This window comes from Terribacillus aidingensis (assembly GCF_040703035.1).
Classification (GTDB): domain Bacteria; phylum Bacillota; class Bacilli; order Bacillales; family Amphibacillaceae; genus Terribacillus.
The window spans coordinates 1,018,352-1,039,652 of sequence record NZ_CP159996.1; the positions used below are offsets into that span (position 1 = coordinate 1,018,352).

The 21,301-nt window shown below is 45.7% G+C and carries 18 protein-coding genes; 14 read left to right on the plus strand and 4 right to left on the minus strand.

The features are described from left to right. Window positions 1–64: 64 nt before the first annotated feature. The 3 genes from hemE to hemY are packed head-to-tail and all read left to right on the plus strand — an operon-like array spanning window position 65 to window position 3,491. Window positions 65–1,114 (plus strand): uroporphyrinogen decarboxylase, encoded by a 1,050-nt coding sequence (hemE, locus tag ABXS78_RS05515; protein ID WP_366249259.1) that lies wholly within the window; start codon window positions 65–67, stop codon window positions 1,112–1,114. A 15-nt stretch (window positions 1,115–1,129) separates the two neighbouring features. Then, on the plus strand, window positions 1,130–2,077 hold the full coding sequence (gene hemH / locus ABXS78_RS05520) for a ferrochelatase (protein WP_366249260.1): 948 nt from the start codon (window positions 1,130–1,132) through the stop codon (window positions 2,075–2,077). After that, window positions 2,070–3,491: a protoporphyrinogen oxidase gene (gene hemY, locus ABXS78_RS05525; protein ID WP_366249261.1), complete on the plus strand. Its 1,422-nt coding sequence runs from the start codon at window positions 2,070–2,072 to the stop codon at window positions 3,489–3,491. Before hemH ends, hemY begins: the two co-directional genes overlap by 8 nt. Before the next feature lie 57 nt (window positions 3,492–3,548). Here the strand turns inward: hemY and ABXS78_RS05530 are convergent, their stop codons facing one another. After that, the gene (locus tag ABXS78_RS05530; RefSeq protein ID WP_366249262.1) at window positions 3,549–4,106 is read right to left on the minus strand and encodes a DUF6434 domain-containing protein; all 558 of its coding nucleotides are present in this window, start codon (window positions 4,104–4,106) and stop codon (window positions 3,549–3,551) included. A 160-nt stretch (window positions 4,107–4,266) separates the two neighbouring features. Here ABXS78_RS05530 and ABXS78_RS05535 point away from each other — a divergent pair, with 160 nt between their 5' ends. From ABXS78_RS05535 to ABXS78_RS05550, 4 genes are all read left to right on the plus strand, one after another. Beyond that, window positions 4,267–4,998, plus strand: coding sequence for an MBL fold metallo-hydrolase (locus ABXS78_RS05535; RefSeq protein ID WP_366249263.1), 732 nt, complete (start codon window positions 4,267–4,269; stop codon window positions 4,996–4,998). A gap of 90 nt (window positions 4,999–5,088) precedes the next feature. Then, entirely contained in the window at window positions 5,089–6,084 is a 996-nt protein-coding gene (locus ABXS78_RS05540) for a lipoate--protein ligase (protein ID WP_366249264.1), read from the plus strand. A 53-nt stretch (window positions 6,085–6,137) separates the two neighbouring features. Further along, window positions 6,138–7,307, plus strand: a complete 1,170-nt coding sequence (locus ABXS78_RS05545) for a M48 family metalloprotease (protein WP_366249265.1) — start codon at window positions 6,138–6,140, stop codon at window positions 7,305–7,307. Between the two features lie 127 nt (window positions 7,308–7,434). Continuing rightward, the gene (locus ABXS78_RS05550) at window positions 7,435–7,959 is read left to right on the plus strand and encodes a competence protein ComK (protein ID WP_366249266.1); all 525 of its coding nucleotides are present in this window, start codon (window positions 7,435–7,437) and stop codon (window positions 7,957–7,959) included. On the opposite strand, the gene ABXS78_RS05555 is transcribed toward ABXS78_RS05550, so the two are convergent. Beyond that, window positions 7,907–8,296, minus strand: a complete 390-nt coding sequence (locus ABXS78_RS05555) for a hypothetical protein (protein WP_366249267.1) — start codon at window positions 8,294–8,296, stop codon at window positions 7,907–7,909. The two genes, ABXS78_RS05550 and ABXS78_RS05555, sit on opposite strands and share 53 nt — an antisense overlap. 191 nt (window positions 8,297–8,487) lie before the next feature. Between ABXS78_RS05555 and ABXS78_RS05560 the strand changes: the two genes are divergently transcribed. From ABXS78_RS05560 to addA, 4 genes are all read left to right on the plus strand, one after another. After that, window positions 8,488–9,135 carry a TVP38/TMEM64 family protein gene (locus tag ABXS78_RS05560; protein WP_366249268.1) on the plus strand — a complete coding sequence of 216 codons (648 nt, stop codon included), beginning with the start codon at window positions 8,488–8,490 and terminating at the stop codon, window positions 9,133–9,135. 54 nt (window positions 9,136–9,189) lie between these two features. After that, window positions 9,190–9,732 (plus strand): signal peptidase I, encoded by a 543-nt coding sequence (gene lepB, locus ABXS78_RS05565; protein WP_366249269.1) that lies wholly within the window; start codon window positions 9,190–9,192, stop codon window positions 9,730–9,732. Between the two features lie 129 nt (window positions 9,733–9,861). After that, complete coding sequence (addB, locus tag ABXS78_RS05570; RefSeq protein ID WP_366249270.1) at window positions 9,862–13,365, plus strand: helicase-exonuclease AddAB subunit AddB; 3,504 nt, start codon at window positions 9,862–9,864, stop codon at window positions 13,363–13,365. Beyond that, window positions 13,349–17,074: a helicase-exonuclease AddAB subunit AddA gene (addA, locus tag ABXS78_RS05575; protein ID WP_366249271.1), complete on the plus strand. Its 3,726-nt coding sequence runs from the start codon at window positions 13,349–13,351 to the stop codon at window positions 17,072–17,074. Before addB ends, addA begins: the two co-directional genes overlap by 17 nt. A gap of 34 nt (window positions 17,075–17,108) precedes the next feature. On the opposite strand, the gene ABXS78_RS05580 is transcribed toward addA, so the two are convergent. Further along, window positions 17,109–18,473 carry a DUF2254 domain-containing protein gene (locus ABXS78_RS05580; protein ID WP_366249272.1) on the minus strand — a complete coding sequence of 455 codons (1,365 nt, stop codon included), beginning with the start codon at window positions 18,471–18,473 and terminating at the stop codon, window positions 17,109–17,111. Between the two features lie 129 nt (window positions 18,474–18,602). On the opposite strand from ABXS78_RS05580, the gene ABXS78_RS05585 reads away from it, so the two are divergent. After that, a complete protein-coding gene (locus ABXS78_RS05585) occupies window positions 18,603–18,878 on the plus strand; it encodes a GNAT family N-acetyltransferase (protein ID WP_366249273.1) in 276 nt (91 codons plus the stop codon). 35 nt (window positions 18,879–18,913) lie between these two features. On the opposite strand, the gene ABXS78_RS05590 is transcribed toward ABXS78_RS05585, so the two are convergent. After that, a complete protein-coding gene (locus tag ABXS78_RS05590; RefSeq protein ID WP_366249274.1) occupies window positions 18,914–19,528 on the minus strand; it encodes a PH domain-containing protein in 615 nt (204 codons plus the stop codon). 115 nt (window positions 19,529–19,643) lie between these two features. Between ABXS78_RS05590 and ABXS78_RS05595 the strand changes: the two genes are divergently transcribed. Further along, window positions 19,644–20,849, plus strand: a complete 1,206-nt coding sequence (locus ABXS78_RS05595) for a DUF418 domain-containing protein (protein ID WP_366249275.1) — start codon at window positions 19,644–19,646, stop codon at window positions 20,847–20,849. 59 nt (window positions 20,850–20,908) lie between these two features. Further along, window positions 20,909–21,289 carry a DUF1516 family protein gene (locus tag ABXS78_RS05600; RefSeq protein ID WP_366249276.1) on the plus strand — a complete coding sequence of 127 codons (381 nt, stop codon included), beginning with the start codon at window positions 20,909–20,911 and terminating at the stop codon, window positions 21,287–21,289. Window positions 21,290–21,301: the final 12 nt, after the last annotated feature.

The following is a 21,301-nucleotide window of genomic DNA, read 5'->3' on the forward strand; positions in this document are numbered from 1 at the left end:
ATACAAATGCTCATGAAATTTCGTATAGTGGGAACGGATAATGAGGAGACGAAGGAGAACGATTATGCCTAACATCAAAAACGATACAATACTGCGTGCATTTCGTGGAGAAGCAACGGATTATACGCCAGTATGGTATATGCGCCAAGCGGGGAGATCGCAAAAAGAATATCGCGAGCTTAAAGAGAAATATTCCCTGTTTGAAATCACGCATCAGCCTGAGCTTGCAGCTTATGTGACGCGACTGCCAGTCGAACAGTATGATGTCGATGCAGCTATTTTATATAAAGATATCATGACACCACTGCCAGGCATTGGCGTGGATGTCGATATCAAGTCAGGAATCGGTCCGGTGATCGCCAACCCTATCAGCAGCATTCATGATGTGGAGAAGCTTGGAACCCTGGATCCAAAGCGTGACGTCCCATACATTCTGGATACGATCAAGCTCCTGACAGAGGAACAGCTGGAAGTACCGTTGATTGGTTTTTCTGGTGCGCCGTTCACATTGGCTAGCTACATGATTGAAGGCGGACCATCCAGAAACTATCATAAGACAAAATCGCTTATGTACAGTGACCCTGCTGCATGGTTCGCACTGATGGATAAGCTTGCGGAAGTATCTATCACTTATGCAAAAGCACAAGTGGCAGCCGGAGCATCTGCCATCCAGATTTTTGACTCATGGGTAGGGGCATTGAATGCTGCAGATTACCGTACGTACATCAAGCCGACAATGGAACGTATATTCAACGAACTGCGTGATACAAAAGTTCCACTCATCCTATTCGGTGTAGGAGCTAGTCATCTGATCTTGGAATGGAATGATCTGCCGGTAGATGTCATCGGACTTGACTGGAGACTATCTATTAAGGAAGCAAGAGAAAAAGGCATCACGAAAACGCTTCAAGGCAATCTCGACCCAGCATTCCTGACTAGTGACTGGAAGGTGCTGGAAGAACGGGCTAAATCGATTTTGGATCAGGGCCGGGAAGCTGGACCGCATGTGTTTAACCTTGGCCACGGCGTGACGCCGGAAATAAGCCCTAGTGTGCTGAAGAAGCTGACTTCCTTCATCCATTCGTATTCCGCTAAACAAAACTCAATTTTATGACCCGAGGTGTAAGACATGACAAAGAAAAAAGTTGGTTTACTAGTTATGGCGTACGGCACGCCTTATAAAGAAGAAGACATCGAACGTTATTATACAGATATCCGGCATGGACGTAAGCCTACACCGGAAATGCTGGAGGATTTGACTAGCCGTTATAAAGCAATCGGCGGAATTTCCCCGCTTGCGCGTATTACACAGGAACAAGCTGATGCTATCGAAACAGCTTTGAACAACTCTCAGGATGCTATCGAATTCAAGGCTTATCTTGGTTTGAAGCATATTGAGCCTTCCATTGAAGATGGTGTTGCCGAAATGGCAAAAGACGGTATTACAGAAGCTATTTCACTCGTATTGGCACCACATTACAGCACATTCAGTGTAAAATCCTACAACGAGCGTGCTCATAAAGCTGCTGCAGAAGCTGGTAATCTTCAAATTACGTCTGTAGAAAGCTGGTACGACGAACCAGGCTTTATCAAATACTGGTCAGATAATATTTCAGAGATCTTTGCTGGCATGGACAAAGAAGAGCGTGATAAAGCAGCGCTGATCGTATCTGCGCACAGTCTTCCGGAGAAAATCCTTCAAAATGGTGATCCATACCCGGATCAGCTGAAACGTACAGCTGATTTGATTCAGGAACAGACTGGTATCAAGAATGTTGAGCTTGGCTGGCAGAGTGAAGGTAATACTCCAGATCCATGGCTTGGACCGGATGTACAGGATCTTACTCGCGAGCTTTACGAGAAAAAGGGCTATCGTTCCTTCGTATATGCACCAGTAGGCTTCATCGCGGACCATTTGGAAGTATTGTATGATAATGACTATGAATGTAAGGTCGTTTGTGACGAATTAGGCGCAAAATACTACCGTCCGGCAATGCCGAACACGGACCAGCAGTTCATCGATACATTGGCGAAGGTGGTATTGGAGCAGCAGGTACGAGTTGAGCGCCATGGCTGAGAAAAAACAGATCGCGATCGTTGGGGGCGGTATTGCCGGCCTGGCAACCGCTTATTACCTTCAGAAGCAGATCCGTGCATACCGTCTGGATTATGAAGTGAAGCTGTTTGAAGCCTCCAGCCATCTTGGCGGAAAAATCGACACGCTTAAAAAAGATGGATTCGTGATTGAACGCGGTCCTGATTCCTTCTTAGCACGCAAGGAGTCCGCATCCCGTCTGATTCATGACATTGGCATGGAAAAGGATCTCGTACGAAACAATACAGGACAATCCTACATTTTAGCTGGCAAGAAGCTACATAAAATGCCGAAACGTGCCTTTATGGGTGTACCGACAGAATTAAAGCCATTTTATCAGTCACGTCTTCTTTCCACTAAGGCGAAAGCGCGGATCAGTGTTGAACCGATGCTGCCGAAAGGAAAAGAAGCTCAAGACCAATCCATGGGATTATTCTTCCGCCGGCGCTTCGGTGATGAATTGGTAGAGAATGTGCTCGAGCCGCTTTTATCCGGTGTCTATGCAGGTGAAATTGATGAATTAAGTTTGATGGCCACATATCCAAAGTTCTATGAAGTAGAACAGCAGTATGGAAGTGTGATCAAAGGATTGCAGGCGACGATGCCGAAGCCGCCGAAACAAAAGAAAGATGTGAAGCCTCCAGGCGCATTTCTTTCCTTGAAGAACGGGCTGCAATCATTGGTGGAAGGTTTGGAAGCAAAGCTTGATCCAGGCACTGTCCATTTAGAAACAAGTGTGGATCATATCGAACGCAAAGAAGATCATTATCATCTGCTGCTAGGCAACGGAGAGGTATTCCGAGCGGACGCCGCAGTACTTGCCTCGCCTTTCTTTGCAGTTCAGCGTATGCTGAGTCAATATGATTTTATGGAGCAGCTGAAAGAGATGAAGGCGACATCTGTGGCAACGGTAGCGATGACATTCGATGCTTCTGCCATCAAGAAAGATATCGATGGTACAGGCTTTGTTATCTCCCGCAACAGTAAGTACCGGATTACAGCATGCACATGGACGCATAAAAAGTGGGAAGGCACCACTCCAGAAGGCAAAGTCATGCTCCGCTGCTACGTCGGCAGACCAGATGACAGCGGCATAGTGGATTTGTCTGATGAGGAAATCGTCCGGATCGCCTTAAAAGACTTGAATAAAATCATGAAAATAAAAAGCAAGCCGCTCTTTTCCGTGGTCAGCCGCTGGAAAAAAGCAATGCCGCAATACGTAGTCGGCCATCTGCAGCGTGTTGCTGATGTACGCGCCAATATGGCGATTCACCTTCCTGGTGTATTCCTTGCGGGTGGTTCCTATGATGGAATCGGTATTCCGGATTGTATCGATAGCGGCGAACAAGCCGTACAAAACGTACTTGCTTACTTGCGTGAAAAAAGCTTCTCCTAAGGGAGAAGCTTTTTTATGCTATGTTAATTATAAAAGCAGTTATCACTCTTAGGGCAATCAGGTACTATGGGAATAAGGTTTGCTTTTCTTCTTGTTCCACGCTTCGACAGCTTGGCTGCGTGTCTTTCCTTTGTTTTTAGGATTGGAGAAAAATTCACGAATAAATCGATTATATTCAAACTGAGGGGCAATATCTTTCCTGTAAGCAGGATCTTGCTTGCGATATTCTTCTTTATGCCACGCATTAATAGCATCTTCGTATGTTTTACCAATGTTTGCACGAAAATAGTCTTGTATGTAAGTAGAGAAATGAAAATGCTCTCCAATTTCCTTTTTGAAAAATGCTCGTACTTCCTGGCTGCAGCGATGATCTTCTGTAATAATGGTAGAACGGCTGAGCGGTTCATTGGATTTCTTTCTCCTGCGTGATTGTTTCTGTTTTGGTTTTTCAATGAGACCATCCCGTAGGAAGCTTTCAATTCTTGCTGTAATCTCCATTTTTGATCCAGAAACAGGCAATTCACTCTCACGGCAGAATTGGACAAGTTCTTCTTTCAGCCAATAATAATCTAGAAAATCATCTGCATTCGTCTTACGAGTCAATTCTGGTCTCACGTTATATCCCCCCACATGCGTTTTTCTCTCTTTTTGTTATATTATGTCATATATGCATAAAGGAGACCAGCCCCTCACTGTAGCACTCCTTAAAGATTAGGTGGTTTACATGCATGGAATTCGGTAAAGGTAAACAATAGAAGGAGAGGTGTTAGAAAGTATGAAATTGACAGTTATAGGATTTTGGGGAGCTTATCCGGGCAGGGAAAGTGCCAGCTCTTGTTATTTAGTGGAGAAGGACGGCTATGCTCTGCTGCTGGATTGCGGAAGCGGTGCGTTATCGCGGATGCCAGCTTTCATTGATCCGAAGGAATTGAATGCGGTTGTCGTAAGTCATTATCATCCTGATCACATAGCGGACATTGGTGCTCTGCAGCATGTTTGGCAAGTACAAAACAGCTTGAAAGGAACAGATGATGTGCTGCCGATTTATGGCCATGAAGAGGACGATGCAGGCTTCCAGAGCTTAAAACATAAATTCACCGAAGGGATTGCCTATAAGCTGGATGAGATTCTTAGCATAGGTCCTTTCGTGATTACTTTCATGAAAACGAAGCATCCAGTGCCGTGCTATGGTATGCGGATTTCAGATGGTTTTTCCGACATTGTTTATACAGCTGATTCCAGTTACTTAGAGGAATGGGCGGAGTTCAGCAAGGATGCAGATCTGCTTATCACCGATTGCAATTTCTATCAGCATCAGGATGGGGAATCTGCCGGTCATATGAACAGTCTGCAGGTAGGCGGCATTGCGGAGCGAGCTGGTGTGAAAAATCTCTTCCTCAGTCATCTGCCGCATTTTGGAGAACACAGGCAGCTGTTGGAGGAAGCAAGCAGCGTATACAGCGGAAAAGTAAAGCTCGCATATGAGGGGCTGACTTGGGAAGGGTAATACCTTCCCATCTGTCTGAATTGCTATCATGCTGAGGATTCGGTAGAATATTACTAGGATAAACAATTTCTGACACTGGGGGTCTTTATTTTGCGTTTTATCGATAATGAAGGTATTACAGATCCGAGGATTAACCTTGCGATCGAGGAGTATGTCCTGAAAAATTTCGGCAAAGACGATACATATTTGCTTTTCTATATCAATGAACCATCCATCATCATCGGCCGGAATCAGAACACGATTGAAGAAATCAATACAAAGTACGTAGACGATAATGGCATCAAGGTCGTACGCCGCTTATCCGGAGGCGGAGCTGTATACCATGACATGGGTAATTTGAATTTCAGCTTTATCACACAGGACGACGGTAACAGCTTCCAGGATTTCGCCAAATTCACTAAGCCGGTTACGGATGCATTGAACAAGCTTGGTGTACCAGCAGAATTGAAGGGGCGGAATGACTTGCTTGTAGGTGAACGCAAAATTTCCGGGAATGCGCAATTCTCCACACGCGGTTTGATGTTCAGTCATGGTACATTGATGTATGATTCGGAAATCGAACATGTTGTATCAGCTTTGAAGGTGAAGAAGGAGAAAATCGAATCCAAGGGAATTAAATCTATTCGCAGCCGTGTAGCGAATATTTCGGAGTTCATGGAAAATAAAATTCCTATGGAAGAATTCAAGGATATCTTGCTTCGTTATATCTTCGATGTGGAGGATACGAAGGATGTACCCCGTTACAAGCTGACAGAAGAGGATTGGAAAGCAATCCACAAAATCAGCGAAGAACGGTATCAGAAGTGGGAATGGAACTACGGTAAATCACCTAGCTTCAATATTCAGCAAACACATAAATTCCCATCAGGCAATGTGGATATCCGCCTGGATGTAAAGAACGGAATCATCGAGCAGATCCGTGTCTTCGGTGACTACTTCGGTGTCGGCGAAGTCGGTGAACTCGAAGAAAAACTGAAAGGTGTCCGTTATGAGCGCGAGTCGATTCAGCAAGCGCTGGCGGATGTGAATGTGAGCCATTACTTAGGTAAGATCGAGAAAGATGACTTTATTGATCTTATGTACTGATTATCTATGAGACGACCTTCGGGCCGTCTCTTTTTTACAGGAGGAGGAATCGGATGAAACGGGTACTTCTTGCTTATATTATCTATCTTTTAGCTGTCTGGATTTTCTTTCCATTCATCTATACAGAATGGAATGCGGATGTAAGCACATATGCAAGTATCGGTCATGCAGTCTATTTTTCCAGGCTGCCGTTATTACCGCTATTCCTTTATGCAGTTTGGACGAATGATAACTTGCAGAAAACCACTGCTGCCATGGAACAGCGACTGCCTAAACTAGTCGCAACAGCTGGATATATGCTCATGCTGACTGTCTTCTACGGGATCGTTCAGCTGCCATTCCGATTGACGGGTTATTGGAATGCGCGCCAAGCACAGATCAGTGTCCAGAACTTCGGAGACTGGGCAGGAGAATACGTGCTGAGCTTAGTTCTCTTTTATTTAGCTGTCACCGCAGTTGTTTTTGTATCACAGATTCTAATGAAAAGATTCCGTAAAAGCTGGTGGATACTTCTATGGATTCTGCTTGTACCAAGTGCGATTTTCATCGTTTATGTCCAGCCGATGTGGATTGATCCGCTTTATGAAGATTTCTATCACCTTCCTGATGGGGAGCTGCGTACGGAGATCGAGCAGCTGACTAGTGAAGCAGGAATTCCAGATGCGACACTTCTGGAAGTTGATCAAAGCGCAAAAACGGTTACGTATAATGCATATGTAACGGGATTGTTCGGCAGTGCTCGTGTGGTGCTGTATGATACGACAGTGGATGGCTTGGCTCAAGACGAAGTGCTTTTCATCGTCGCCCATGAAATCGGCCATTATGTGCTGCATCATGTATATTGGGGAACGGCGGGTTTTCTTGTTCTTGGTTTTGTCCTCCTATGGGTGACCAAAAGATTGTCAGATAAGTTTTTGGCTAAAAGACAGATACGAGCTCATCAGCTGCGTGCGGTGCCGCTCTTACTGCTTATTATCAGCTCGCTGCAATTTGCGAGCGAGCCTGTGTCACTTTATGTGTCGCGGGAAATGGAGCGGCAGGCAGATGCTTATGCACTTGAGCATGCACCTAATACTGAAGCAGGCATTCGAATGTTTCAGAATATGCAGCAGGTTTCCAAAGGTGATCCGAATCCATGGCCGCTGTTCGAATGGCTGCGTTCCACACATCCATCCAATCAGGAGCGTATCGAAACTATAGAATCTTATCAGGAAAACAGGTAGGGACAGTCGCTCTCTACCTGTTTTGTAAGGATTCTATTAAGAATATGAAATTCTCCTGTTTTTGCGCCTGAGATTTTGCTATTGTAGAACCAATCCTTCTTTTCCTGCATCAGAAAGGATGTTCCAGATGCAGCAGATAGAACAAAATCCAACCATGGCAGAACTCACGCCGCTTACGATGGCTGTACTGCCGAAACTCCTCGAAAACGGTCAGCCAGGCTGTGAGGTTATCGAGTCAGAAGATAGTTTTACCTTTCGCACCTCTCCGAGCAGATTCATCGATTTGGCCTGCAAGTTTTATGGAAGCAGCTTGAAAGGTAGACAGGCAGGTGTGAAGGATATCTGCGGAATCACGCATAAGGCCCCGATATCGATAGACCCTGTCAGCGGCATGTATTTCTTTCCCACCTCTTCACCGCTCTCCCATGCATGCTCCTGGATCTCTCATTCCCACATCAAGCGGATCGAAGCCGCTCCGCATCAGCGAACAACCCTCATCTTTAAGAATGGCCGTACACTAATCCTTGATGTTTCGTATGGATCCATGATGAACCAGGTCCAGCGTACTGCGCAATACCGATTTCTTCTGGATAAGCGGATCAGGCATTTGTGGAAGTATGGCGGGGATCAGATTGCGGAGCCTTTTGTGTAAGCTCCATCAGAATGGCCTCGACTTTCTTCCGTATTGCCGGATTGAAATAATTCCGCTTTTCCTCACATTCCTTCGTTATGAAAAGGAATGTGGTGAAGGCGTCGTTTTTCTCTGCTGTCACAATCTGCATATTATGCTGACGAAGCTGGATGCGCAGCTGGCGCCGCTCCTCCAATGCAGTCTTCTCCATCGATTGTAATGTATGTAACAGATGCGCTTTTATCTTATGCTTTCCTTCTTCTACAATCCGGATATCCTGCTGCAGGACAACAATGGCCATTGATAGAAACAGAAAGCGGGATCCCAGCTTATATTCCGACTCACTAAGACAACGCATATGCCTTTCCTCCTAATGCGAACATGTGTTCTAGTATACCCTATTGTATGCGAAGTGAAAACAGGATACTACAGAAATGACTAACCAAATGCAGGAAAAGAAGGGAACTTCCTGTCAGACTTTGCATGCTCGGGCTTTTCGTTTAAAATAGATAAAAGATGTTTTTTTGCTGGGAATAGGAGAATGGTTAGATGGTCTTAGGCTTTGGTTGGAACGACTTAATGGAAATGTTCCGCAATGGAACTTGGGACGAATATGTGAAGTCCCTGCTTGATCGATATGAGAATCTGGGTCCTATACCCGGCATTTTGCTCCCCTTTCTGGAAGCATTCCTGCCGTTTTTGCCGCTTGTTGTCTTCGTGCTGACGAACACCGTGGCGTACGGCCTGCTATGGGGCTTCCTATATTCGTGGATCGGTACGTCACTTGGTGCAATCACTGTTTTCTGGCTGATACGTCGGTATCGGCATGCACGGGTAATCAATTGGCTGCGGCATAACAAACAAGTAAATCGAATAACCGAATGGCTGGATCGACATGGTTTTGGTCCGTTATTCTTACTTTTATGCTTTCCATTTTCGCCCTCGGCTATCATCAATGTAGTAGCCGGATTATCGAGAATCAGTGTGCAGCAATTCGCTTTGGCGGTATTTCTCGGTAAAGCGCTGATGATTTTCTCAATTGCTTATGTCGGTGACAGTCTGACCTCCTTTGCGGAGAACCCGATCAAGACTGTAGTCGTAGCTGTTGCAATCATCCTGTTCTGGATGGTGGGTAAATACGTGGAAGGAAGATTGAAGAAGAAGAACGAGAAGCAGGAACAGTCACATAAGGATTAAAGCAATTCGAGCCGGGGTAAAGTGTTGCAAAACACTTACACCGGAGGAAAGCACATGAAAAAGAATAAACGTTGGAAGTTTTTCTTCCTGTTTGCCGGCATCGTGCTTTTGATTTTCTTTTCCAGGGAATTAATCTTTGCGGATTATCGAGTGGAAGGGGAGTCAATGGAGCCGACCTTGCAGGACGGTAACTTCCTGATGGTGAACAAGTTCATGAACGACGCAGATAGTATCCAGCGTTTCGATGTCATCGTCTTTCACGCAACAGAGGATGAGGATTATGTGAAACGGGTCATTGGAATGCCCGGGGATGCAGTGGAAGTAAGAAATGACAGACTGTTCGTAAACGGTGAATACAGACCGGAGCATTATTTGGAAACGTATAAAGATGATGTCGAGGGACAGCTGACATATGATTTTACATTGGAAGACGTTACCGGACGGACGACAGTGCCCGAAGGAATGCTGTTCGTAATGGGTGATAATCGAAGAGACAGCCTTGATAGCCGCTCATTTGGATTCATCCCGATTGAACAAGTTGTCGGGAAGGTGGATGCCCACTTTTGGCCGGTGTCCGCATCTGGACTTGGAGTTTAGCTCCTTATCTTTTGATAAGGAGCTTTTCCAGTATATGCAAGCGAACAAATGTGCGCATCTATTTTCCCTTAAACCGCTGGACGTGATAGAATAAGATTACTATTTTGGAAGACAGGAGTGGAGCTAAGAATGGGTGTACGTTTTATCATCGGCCGGTCCGGAGCAGGGAAAAGCCGTGCATGTCTCGATGAGATTGCAGCTAAATTAAAAAGTGATCCGATGGGATCGAATATATTTTATCTGGTTCCGGACCAGATGACCTTTCAGCAGGAGCAGGCGCTGATCAGGCAAACCGGTGTAGAAGGAAGCATCCGTGCACAGGTATACAGTCTATCGCGGCTGGCTTGGTATGTCCTGCAGGAGACAGGCGGCGCAACCAAGCAGTTCATTACCTCGACAGGCATTCAGATGATGCTTCGGAAGATTACCGAGGAACGTAAATCTGACTGGAATGTTTTCCAGAAAGCGATCGAGAAGAACGGCTTTATGGGGCAGCTGGAAAGCATGATCACAGAGCTGAAGCGCTATCGTGTTACGCCGGAGCTTCTGCATGCCCAAATTCGGGAGATGGAGCAGTTCCAACAGCAGCACTCCCCTGAAGTTACACTTCGGGATAAGCTGGAGGATATCAGCTACATTTACGATCGTCTGACCGCGCTGTTACGGGACAAGTATATTGACAGTGAGGACCAGCTGCATTTGCTGGCATCAAAAATACCATTGTCGCGTTCTGTCAAAGGGTCAGAGATTTACCTGGATGGGTTCCACCAATTCACGCCGCAGGAGCTGGAGGTAATCGGTGCATTAATGACAGAAGCGGAGCAAGTGACAGTGACACTCACATTGGACGGGGCAAACCGCCAGGATGTGGACGAGCTGGATTTGTTTGCACGCACGCATGAAACATTCCTTCAAATTAAACAGACAGCGCAGGAAAGAAATGTACCAGTCACTTCTATCGAGCAGCTCAACCCTGCCGATGGTCGTTTCGGACATAACCCTGCCTTTCTGCATTTAGAGAAGCATTTAGAGACGCGTCCAGCACCATCATTGAAGCAGGAAGTACCAATCACTTTGGCACAGGCAGTCCATCCAAGAGCAGAAGTCGAAGGTGCGGCACAGGAGATTGTCAAGCTCGTACGGGAGAAAGGCTACCGTTATCAGGATATTGCTTTGCTTCTCAGACAGGCAGATGTATATCATGAGCTGATTGAAACAGTATTTGCGGATTATCATATCCCTGTTTTTATTGACCAAAAGAAGCCTATGATTCATCACCCGCTGCTGGAACTGATTCGATCAGGGATGGAAGTCGTTGACGGGAATTGGCGTTATGAGGCTGTATTCCGTGTTTTAAAGACCGGATTCATACCATCGACTGATGAGGTTTATCCACTGACTGAGGAAGCAATTGATGAATTGGAGAATTATTGTCTTGAATATGGTATTCGCTCCAGAGATCGCTGGCTGCAGAAAGAAGACTGGATTTTTCAGCGGTTCCGCGGGTTTGATACGACACGGCAAACCGATAAGGAACTGGAAACGCAGAAACGGATCAATCACTATCGCCGTCAAGTAGCGGATGCGATGAAGAAATTTGATCGGAAGCTGCGGGAAGGCAAGACATTCCGTGAGCGCTCGATTGCGGTTTACAATTGGCTGGAACAGCTAAAGGTACCGCAGCGCCTGGAGGAAATGCAAGTCATTTTCGACGATCGCGGGGAGCTGGAAAGAGCAAGGGAACAGGATCAAGTATGGGATAGCGTACTTCAGCTGTTGGATGAAGCGGTGGAGATTGTCGGGGATGAGCGTGTTTCCCTGCAAGTTTTCCGCCACACGATGGAGACTGGTTTTGAATCGCTTGAATTCGCCCATATCCCGCCTAGTTTGGATCAGGTTATTGTCGGTACGATCGACCATAGTAAAGTAAGCGGATTGAAATGTGCTTTCCTGCTGGGAGTCAACGAAGGTGTGTGGCCGATGAAGCCGAAGCCTGATGGACTCATCAGTGAGGAGGACAGGGAAGTACTGGCTGTATACGGCTTACAGCTTGCGGCTGGAAGCAAGCGTCAGCTGCTGGATGAGAGCTTTTACATGTATCTTGCATTCACGGCAGCGAGTGAGCGGCTTTGGGTAAGCTATCCGATCAGTGACCAGGAAGGAAAAGCAAAAATGGCTTCCTCGCTCGTACAGCGCATGAAGGACTTATTCGACTGGTGCTGTGACGAGCGCATGCTTCAGGATCCGGAGGACAGCCTGGATACGGCCCGTTTTGTTGCTACCATCGATCAGAGCCGGTCTGCGCTTACGACTCAGCTTGCGCGTAAAATGCGGGGATATCCAGTTCATCCTGTTTGGGATAGCGTACTGAACTGGTTCATCAGCCATGAGGGCGCAGAGGAGCTGACAGGAAGAATACTCCAAAGCCTCTTCTACCGGAACGAAACAGAGGATTTGGCGGAAGAGACGAAGGAGCAGCTTTTCCCGAAAAAAGTAAAAGCAAGTGTATCGCGTTTGGAAACCTACTATCGCTGTTCCTATCAGCATTTTGCTAAGTACAGCCTTGGATTGGAAAACAGACGGACATACAAGCTGGATGCCCCTGATATCGGACAGCTTTTCCATGAAGCATTAAAGCAAATCACGGATTGGGTACAGCTGGAAGGACGGAATTATGCGCAGCTGAATAAGGAAGATGCAACAGGATATGCAAAACGGGCGATGGGCAACCTGGCACCTGTATTGCAAAACCAGATTCTCCATAGCTCCAACCGGTTCAAGTATATCCAGCAAAAGCTTCAGGAAATCATCGCACGTGCTGCCTACACGCTGAGTGAACAGGCGCGGCAAAGCAAGTTCTCCCCAGTCGGGCTTGAGCTTGACTTTGGGGAAAATCAGACATTGCCACCAATTGAGATCACGCTGCCAAATGGCTATGATGTACAGCTGAGAGGACGAATTGACCGCGTCGACAAAGCGATCGATCAGGAGGATCTGTTTCTTCGCATCATCGATTACAAATCAAGCAGCAAAGCGCTGAATCTTACAGAAGTCTACTATGGTCTCGCACTCCAGATGCTCGCTTATCTGGATGTAGTGCTGTCTCATTCAGAACAGTGGCTCGGTCTTAAAGCTACCCCGGCAGGTGTATTGTATTTCCATGTGCATAATCCGCTGATTTCGCAATCGAGCAGATCACATGTGGATATCGAGGACGAGATATTCAAGAAATTCAAGATGCAAGGTATACTGCTGGAGAACGAATCTGTTGCCCGTATGATGGATACATCACTGGAATCAGGAATGAGTAAGATCATTCCCGCTGGTCTGAAAAAAGATGGTGCATTCCGTGCTGGTTCGCAGACAGCTGACCAAGACACTTTCCATGCTTTGCAGCAGCATACTAGATTTCTAATGGAGCAAGCTGGACTGGATATCACGAATGGCGGTGTGCATTTGAATCCATACCGCCATCACGATAGAAGTGCTTGTACATTTTGTGATTTCAAGGCAGTATGCCAATTTGACGCATCACTTGCCGGGAATAAATATCGTGCAATAAAAGATATGAAGGATGAAGATGTATTGAATAGTATCAAAAAGGAGGTGGAACGACATGGTAAAGTGGACTGATGAACAGCAGCTGGCTATTGACGCCAAAGGACATGATATCTTAGTCGCAGCCGCAGCTGGTTCAGGGAAGACGGCTGTTCTCGTTGAACGGATTATCCAAAAGCTTGTGAATCAAACTGACCCGGTCGATATCGATCAGCTGCTAGTCGTGACTTTCACAAATGCAGCTGCACAAGAGATGCGCAGTCGGATCGGAACGGCGCTCGAAAAGGCTTTGGAGGCGAATCCTTCTTCGCAGCATCTTCGCAAGCAGCTGTCATTACTTCAGAATGCTTCCATTTCCACGCTCCACTCATTCTGCCTGGACGTTGTACGTAAATATGCGTATTTGCTGGATCTGGATCCAGGTTTCCGTATTGCAGATGACTTGGAAGCAGATTTGATCCGTCAGGAAGTAATCGGGGAGCTGCTGGAGGAATGGTACGGTAAGGAAGGCGAAGAGCAAGCAGCTTTCTTTGGCGTTGTTGATCGTTTCAGTAATGACCGCAATGACCTGGAAGTGGAAGATCTTATTCTGAAATTATATGATTTCGCTACCCAGAATCCATACCCAGAGGCTTGGCTCGATCAGATGGCAGAATTGTATAATGTGTCTGCTATACAGGATGAGAATGAGCTGCCTTGGCTGCAAGTGCTGAAGCGTGAAGCAAACGATCAGCTGCAGGCGATGCTGCAGGAAGCAGACCAGGGGCTCGCGCTCACACGCGAACCGGATGGGCCGTATCATTACGCAGAAACATTCGAGGCTGAAAGAAAGTTCATCGCCGAAGCGAAGCTCCTTGTGGAAGGCAGCTGGAATGACGCTGTAAATTTCATCAAAGAGCAATCATTCGGCAGACTTTCCGGTAAAAAGATTGAATGTGATGACATGAAAAAATCGCAGGCAAAAGCGCTGAGAGATTCTTATAAGAAGAGATGGGGCAAGCTTGCTGGCGATTGGTTTGCTAGGAAGCTCGAAGTCTATTTAACGGATATGCTCGAGCTTTATCCGTCAATCCAGCAGCTCGCATTGCTCGTCAAGCAATTCCGCAGCCGTTATCAGTTGGAGAAACGGGAGCGGGCTTTAGTCGATTTCTCAGATCTGGAGCATTTTTGCCTTGAGGTGCTGATTGATGAGAACAGCACACCGGAACAGATCATTCCCTCAAGCATTGCGGAAAGCTATCAGAACCGGTTCAAGGAACTATTATTGGATGAATACCAGGATACAAACCTTGTACAGGAAACACTTGTTACATTGATTTCTGACCGTTCAGGAAGCGGTAATATGTTCATGGTTGGAGATGTCAAACAAAGTATCTACCGTTTCCGTCATGCGGAACCAACATTATTCCTGAATAAATACAAGGCTTTTTCTGACCCGGAACATCCTGCTATGCGCATTGATTTGGCAAGTAACTTCCGCAGCCGGCAGCAAGTACTGGACGGAGCGAATTATATTTTCAGGCAGCTTTTCTCAGAAGACGTTGGGGAAATGGAGTATGAAAAAGAAGCGGAACTCATCTATGCAAACAAAATGTATGATGATTTGAAACAGGATGATACCGACGTCGAACTAGTCATCATCAATCGCGACGGTACCGAAGAAGCTGAAGATGCTGAGACGGACACCGAAATGGTGGAGGACCTGGAGAAGGCACAGCTGGAAGGTCGTGCATACAGCAGGATGATTCAGCAATGGATTGGTCACGATGGCCAGGATGCGATGAAGGTTGTCGATAAATCGACACAGCAGCAGCGTGATATTCAGTATCGGGATATTGTTATCCTGCTGCGATCTATGACATGGGCACCGGCAATCGTGGAAGAACTGAAGCAGCGGGGCATTCCGGTATACGCAGAGCTTTCAACGGGCTATCTGGAAGCCATTGAGATCAAAGTGATGATGAGTGTGCTGAAAATCATTGATAACCCGCTTCAGGACATACCGTTCGCTGCCGTTTTGCGTTCTCCTATCATTGGTCTGAAGGAAGACGATCTTGCCAAAATAAGACTCGCAGATCAGCGAAGCAGCTATTACGAAGCGGCTAGGGCCTATGTTCGGACTGCGAATGATGAGATTTCTATCAAAATCGAACGGCTGCTGGAATGGCTTCGCTCTTGGAGAATGGAAGCAAGACAGGGAGCATTGTCAGCATTGATTTGGTCGATCATGAGGGAGACAGGCTACTATGATTTTGTCGGCGGTATACCAGGCGGACGACAGCGTCAGGCGAATCTTCGTGCCCTTTATGATCGAGCTAGAAACTATGAAAATACATCATTCCGCGGACTGTTCCGCTTTGTGAAGTTCATCGAACGTATGGAAGAACGCGGAGATGATTTAGGAGCTGCGAAGGCTTTAGGTGAACAGGAAGACGTCGTTCGGATTATGACGATTCATAAAAGTAAGGGGCTTGAGTTTCCAGTCGTCATCACTGGTGCGATGGATAAAACATTCAACCAGCAGGATTTGAGGGAACGTTATTTGCTGCATAAAGATCTAGGATTTGGCAGTAAATACATTGATCCAGTGAAAAGGCTTATGTATCCTACATTGATTTACCATGCATTAAAGGCAGAGAAACAGCGGGAATCACTAGCAGAAGAAATGCGCGTACTTTATGTTGCTTTGACACGTGCAAAAGAAAAACTGGTCATGGTCGGCAATGTCGCATCATTAGAGAAAAAGCTGCAAAAGTGGCGTCAAATTGCTGATCATCCGTCATGGGTGCTGCCGTCGCATTATCGACTGGAAGCAACCTCCTATTTGGATTGGGTGGCACCTGCGCTAATGCGTCATGAACAAGCAATGGAACTGAGAGCAGAAGAGCTATCACAGCACCTGCCGACAGAAATCACAGCAGATAGTTCCCAGTGGCGAATCCGTATCCAAGAAAGCAGAGATTATCTAACTTCTGAGGAACAGGAAGAAGAAGCTAACCAAGAGCTGCTTCAACGTATCACTGACTGGAATCCGGGTGAAGAGGATCCGGATTGGAAGGAAGAAGTGGAAAACCGGCTGACTTATCATTATCCGCATACAGAGGCGACAAGGTTCCGGGCAAAGCAGACAGTAACGGAAATTAAGCGCCAGCGGGAAATACGGGACAGCTATAGTGATAGTGGTGTAGTGAACCGTATCCAGCAAAGAGCACCGATTTCAAGCAGACCACGTTTCCTGCAGGAAGCGAAGGAACTTACACCGGCAGAACGAGGCAGTGCGGTCCATGCTGTCCTGCAGCAGCTTGATATCCGAAGGGAATGGGATAAGAAGAAACTGGAGGAATTTCTCTTTGAATTGGTAGATAAGGAATTTTTACAGCAAGAAGCTGCCGCATCGATTGATGTGGAGCGGATACTGGATTTTCTAGAGTCTCCAATAGCAGATCGCATACGCCGAGCTGAGCACTTCTATCGAGAAACACCGTTTACTTTGGCACTGCCGGCGAATGAACTGTACAATGACTGGACAGGTGCGGCTTCTGACAGAGTAGTTGTTCAGGGAGTGGTGGATCAAATTCTAGTGGAGGAAGACGGACTTGTACTCCTGGATTACAAAACGGATTCACTTTATGGAGAAGATCCGAATAGGAGAGCTGAGATTCTGACGGAGAAGTATCGGGTACAGATCGAGCTATACGCAAAAGCAATCGAACGGATTTGGAAGAAGCCGGTCAAGGAAAGGTATCTCTACTTCTTTGATAAAGGTCTCTTGCGACAAGTATGAGAAAAGGAGACAGCCACCGTGGGCTGTCTCCTTTTTAATTTGGCTGCAAATGTCTTTCCAATTCATAATAATCCATTTCATTCCCTGTGATTTCCGCTAACTGCTTTAGATAATCAAGTAAGCGAATCCGGTCAGCACGGAAGTAAGCAGAATCCGAGATGTGGAGGATTGTGTCTTTGGCGAACTCCCATATAATCGGGAAGTTCTTTTGAGATATAGAATCAGTCATCCGGATGAAAACGAGAATCATTTCCAGGATTAATAGATAATCCTTTTGCGTATAATGCCGAATCCTTCCGAAGCCTTCATGCAGATACGTAGAAAAAGTGACGGTATTATACACGACGCGTGTCTGTTCATCTTCATCCTGTAGATAGGGGTGAAGCGTCGTTGACGCATCGATATTGATCATCAAGTCCGCCATTTGATGGAAAGTATTTATAGCGGAGGTTGGATCATCATTTCCAATCGACTTGATGGCGATTTCACTTAGTTTATTCATACTCATATCCACGTCCTGAATCTCGGATCGCTTATGTCCAATTTGGATGAGCTTGCTGTATTTTTCGATTTGTACATCCTGTGCACCTGGTCCGCGATAGCTGAACAAGCGATTGCCTTTTAGTACGAAATCACCTGCTTTGGCATTCATTTTTACAACAACATTGTCTTCTTTAGCCTGCTTGATCATGTCCACAAAGTTGATCAGCTGGATATACCCCGAATTAGATGCTTTACAAGTGTATCCAGTATAATCTTCAAATGTATAACCGGACTCATCACTACGATACGGCTCGAGTTCATCAATTAAAGTCGATTGGATAATCCTTTCAGACTCGGTTTTCATAGCATCTACGATATTATGCATTTGCATCCATGTTGTCGTGTGGTTAACAAATACAGCAAAACCGATAACGGCTGTCAGTGTAACAAGCGTACTGGCAATCGGCACAGCCGTAAAATAATCCCGGGAACTGTTCGTGACGAACAGGAAGGAGACGAGCATAAACACAAAGCTTCCATAGAATAGTCCTAGAATATGCTGCGTCGTTCGATCAGAGATGAAGTTGAATAGCATGCGTGGTGAATACTCTGAACTGAAGCTTGTTAAGACTACTAAAATCGAGTTCAACGTATAAGCTGCCAGAAGCAGCGTACCACTGACTAGCACACTAACAAGGGTACCGGTATTCGAGGCGGAAGCATTGAAAAATCCCGTTGTTTTCGTCGGTAAATCCAAGTAAAGGTCTAATAATAGTGGTATTGTTACAAGCACGAGGGCTCCGACTATATAGATGGCGGGCATCATCCAGAGATTTAGCTGCGCTTCATGCTTGCGCTGACGTTTTGTCATATGTAGATATTTTCGTATAGGTCGCGGTAGTAATTTGATAAGCATATAGGACGCCTTTCTAATGGGAGTGATCATTGGATTTTACCCTACATTTGGAAGCGGCAAACACCTGGGAGCCAGATGAATACCTAGCTGATCATGCGGGTAAAGTAGGGGAAGGAAGGAGTTGGTACTATGGCAGACATCAAACAAGAACAAGGGCGCTTTTATATCGGAAATAGTGACCAGCCGGATGCAGAGGTGACATTCAGGGAATCTGATAATATTGTCATTGAACATACGATGGTAATAGAGGATAAGCAAGGCGCAGGCATTGGAAAGCAATTGATTAATCGAGTCGTAGATTATGCTAAGGAACAAGGGAAACAGATTGTTCCTGTATGTACTTTTGCGCATGAGATTCTGAGTTCTGACAAGAAGTATGATGGGGTTTGGGAAGGCCCGCTATAAGGAAGAGTGACTCGCATCCTGCGAGTCACTCTTTTTTAGTTGTTGATATATTTTTCGTAAACTGCACCGAAATCATGTGCATGATATTTATCTTTTGTGGCGGTCAGCCACTCGAAGCCGAATTCAGTCAGTTTTTTGTATGTCTCGTCCAGCGTACCGTCGGTATAACGGGATTGCTGAAGAATGGTCGCTGCTTTATCCAGGCTTGTATGCGCCATATCTGTATATAAACTGTTTTCATAATTGATTTCTGAAATGCGCAGCAGAGCTTTATACAAATCTTTCAGCTGATCGATTTGATCTTTCTTCACATCGATACTGATAACCTGATTATCGATAGAAAATTTAATTTCAATATCCAGATCCACTTTACCGGCTGTTTCTAAATAGACATTGCTGATACGGTGCTGCATATACGGGTAACGGCGGAGAGTTCTTTTGGAAGAAACGGCGCTTTCACCGTCAACATGAATGATAGCGAGATTCGTAAAGCAATACTCATCCTGCCTCGTTTTAATCAGGAAATAAATTTTTTCATTATCTTCATTCATGACATAATCATCGGCATCTGTCTTATCATAGTCACTTGGAGGAATGATCTTGCCGATATCAGATAGACCTAGAGCATCAGAAGCTAGTTTCTTAAACATAATTTAACCCTTTCCGCTATGTAGCATGTGATATACTAATTTTAGCAATTTTGACAGAGTGCATCCATATTTTTTCTGTAAATGGTGCATCTGTACTAATGAAAGGCGGAATGAGATGAAAGAAAGAATAAGACCTATGCCACAGACAAAACGGCTGCATTGGATCGACGCAGCAAGAGGGGCAGCCATACTTGGTATTTTCATGGTGAACGCACCATCATTCGGATCTCCCTTTTATATGCCGGGATTTGACTCTCCGGAATGGGATTCACCACTTGATAACTTTTTGCTAGGCGGTATCGATATATTTTTCCAAGCCAGCTTCTATACGTTATTTTCCATATTATTCGGGTTCGGTATGCAGCTAATATTTGATAGTCGGAAACGAGACGGCATCAAACCTGGCTGGTTCCTGAGCAGACGTATGCTGGTACTGCTCGGACTAGGAGCAATCCATGCATTTCTTATTTGGCATGGCGATATTCTCTTTACATATGCAATTCTTGGTTTACTGCTTATTCCATTCCTATATACACCAAGATGGGTTCTGCTGACAATGATTCCGGTTTTGCTTCTTCCGGTGGTTCTGCTGTTTACGCTGTTAACTCTGGCCGCGTCAATGCTAGGTGAAGGAATAAATGAAATAATGTACAGCACGATGGATATACCTAGTAAGCTAGCCGCTTATGGTAATGGTACTTATACTGATGTCCTGCAGCAGAATCTAATTGACTGGTCGACAGCCAATGGGGCCGGCGGTATATTCCTCAATGCATTTATGCTGCTGCCATTATTGATGCTTGGCGCGTATATCGCCCGTACGAAGCTGTTTCATGATCCAGTAGCCAATCGTCGCAAGCTGATTTGGTTTACTGCTATAACCGGATTTCTTTTCGTCGTATTCAAAGCGGGACCGTACTTGATTGGAGCACCTTATTGGCTGAGCATTGTTCAAGATTCGATTGGCGGCCCAGCATGTGCGCTGTTTTATCTTTCTTTGATAACACTCCTGGCAAACGTCCCTATCTTCAGTTGGATTGCACGTCAGCTAAGCTACGTTGGGCGCATGTCTTTGTCCAACTACTTATTCCAGTCCGTATTGATGTTCGTCTTGTTCTACGATATCGGTTTCGGATTATATGGGACGTTCTCTTTAGCAGGCTTCATTGGCTTTGTCATTGGTGTCTTCGTAATCCAAGTGATCTTGAGCCGCCTCTGGTTCCGATATTTCACCTTCGGACCTATTGAATGGCTGTGGCGCATACTGACGTATGGAAAAATTCAGCCGCTTCGGAAGAAAAACGAACAGCAAGTGTCTTAATGCGGCAATAATGGGAAACATGGTATGATGTACGGGTACATAACAAAAGGAGGCGCACCATGGACGGAATGATACTTACACATATAATCGGCTGGGGACTCGGTCTTCTGCTCTTCTTCTTTGCGCTTGTTCTTTATAGCGAGAAGAAAATAAAGAAGGCAACAATTCCGCATATGATCCTTCGGCTTGATTATCTGCTTATCTTGTATACTGGCTTTGTACTTTTATGGAGATATTTTGACGCATCTGGTTCTTCCTTTACTGTCCAAGCAGTCATCAAAGGTATTGCCGGGTTGATCGTCATCGTCTGCATGGAGATGATTCTCGTGAAACTGAAGAAAGAAAAGTCCGCAAAAGCTTGGTGGATTATCTTCCTCATTGCGCTCGTCATTACATTACTGCTTGGCTTTGGCATCCTTCCGATGGGATTCCTGCCATAAACCTGCCTATAA

Excerpts from the sequence above, each read along its gene's own strand:
- hemE (WP_366249259.1), top strand. The coding sequence starts at position 65 with ATGCCTAACATCAAAAACGATACAATACTGCGTGCATTTCGTGGAGAA.
- hemH (WP_366249260.1), top strand. The coding sequence starts at position 1,130 with ATGACAAAGAAAAAAGTTGGTTTACTAGTTATGGCGTACGGCACGCCT.
- hemY (WP_366249261.1), top strand. The coding sequence starts at position 2,070 with ATGGCTGAGAAAAAACAGATCGCGATCGTTGGGGGCGGTATTGCCGGC.
- ABXS78_RS05535 (WP_366249263.1), top strand. The coding sequence starts at position 4,267 with ATGAAATTGACAGTTATAGGATTTTGGGGAGCTTATCCGGGCAGGGAA.
- ABXS78_RS05545 (WP_366249265.1), top strand. The coding sequence starts at position 6,138 with ATGAAACGGGTACTTCTTGCTTATATTATCTATCTTTTAGCTGTCTGG.
- ABXS78_RS05550 (WP_366249266.1), top strand. The coding sequence starts at position 7,435 with ATGCAGCAGATAGAACAAAATCCAACCATGGCAGAACTCACGCCGCTT.
- ABXS78_RS05555 (WP_366249267.1), bottom strand. The coding sequence starts at position 8,296 with ATGCGTTGTCTTAGTGAGTCGGAATATAAGCTGGGATCCCGCTTTCTG.
- ABXS78_RS05560 (WP_366249268.1), top strand. The coding sequence starts at position 8,488 with ATGGTCTTAGGCTTTGGTTGGAACGACTTAATGGAAATGTTCCGCAAT.
- lepB (WP_366249269.1), top strand. The coding sequence starts at position 9,190 with ATGAAAAAGAATAAACGTTGGAAGTTTTTCTTCCTGTTTGCCGGCATC.
- addB (WP_366249270.1), top strand. The coding sequence starts at position 9,862 with ATGGGTGTACGTTTTATCATCGGCCGGTCCGGAGCAGGGAAAAGCCGT.
- addA (WP_366249271.1), top strand. The coding sequence starts at position 13,349 with ATGGTAAAGTGGACTGATGAACAGCAGCTGGCTATTGACGCCAAAGGA.
- ABXS78_RS05580 (WP_366249272.1), bottom strand. The coding sequence starts at position 18,473 with ATGCTTATCAAATTACTACCGCGACCTATACGAAAATATCTACATATG.
- ABXS78_RS05585 (WP_366249273.1), top strand. The coding sequence starts at position 18,603 with ATGGCAGACATCAAACAAGAACAAGGGCGCTTTTATATCGGAAATAGT.
- ABXS78_RS05590 (WP_366249274.1), bottom strand. The coding sequence starts at position 19,528 with ATGTTTAAGAAACTAGCTTCTGATGCTCTAGGTCTATCTGATATCGGC.
- ABXS78_RS05595 (WP_366249275.1), top strand. The coding sequence starts at position 19,644 with ATGAAAGAAAGAATAAGACCTATGCCACAGACAAAACGGCTGCATTGG.
- ABXS78_RS05600 (WP_366249276.1), top strand. The coding sequence starts at position 20,909 with ATGGACGGAATGATACTTACACATATAATCGGCTGGGGACTCGGTCTT.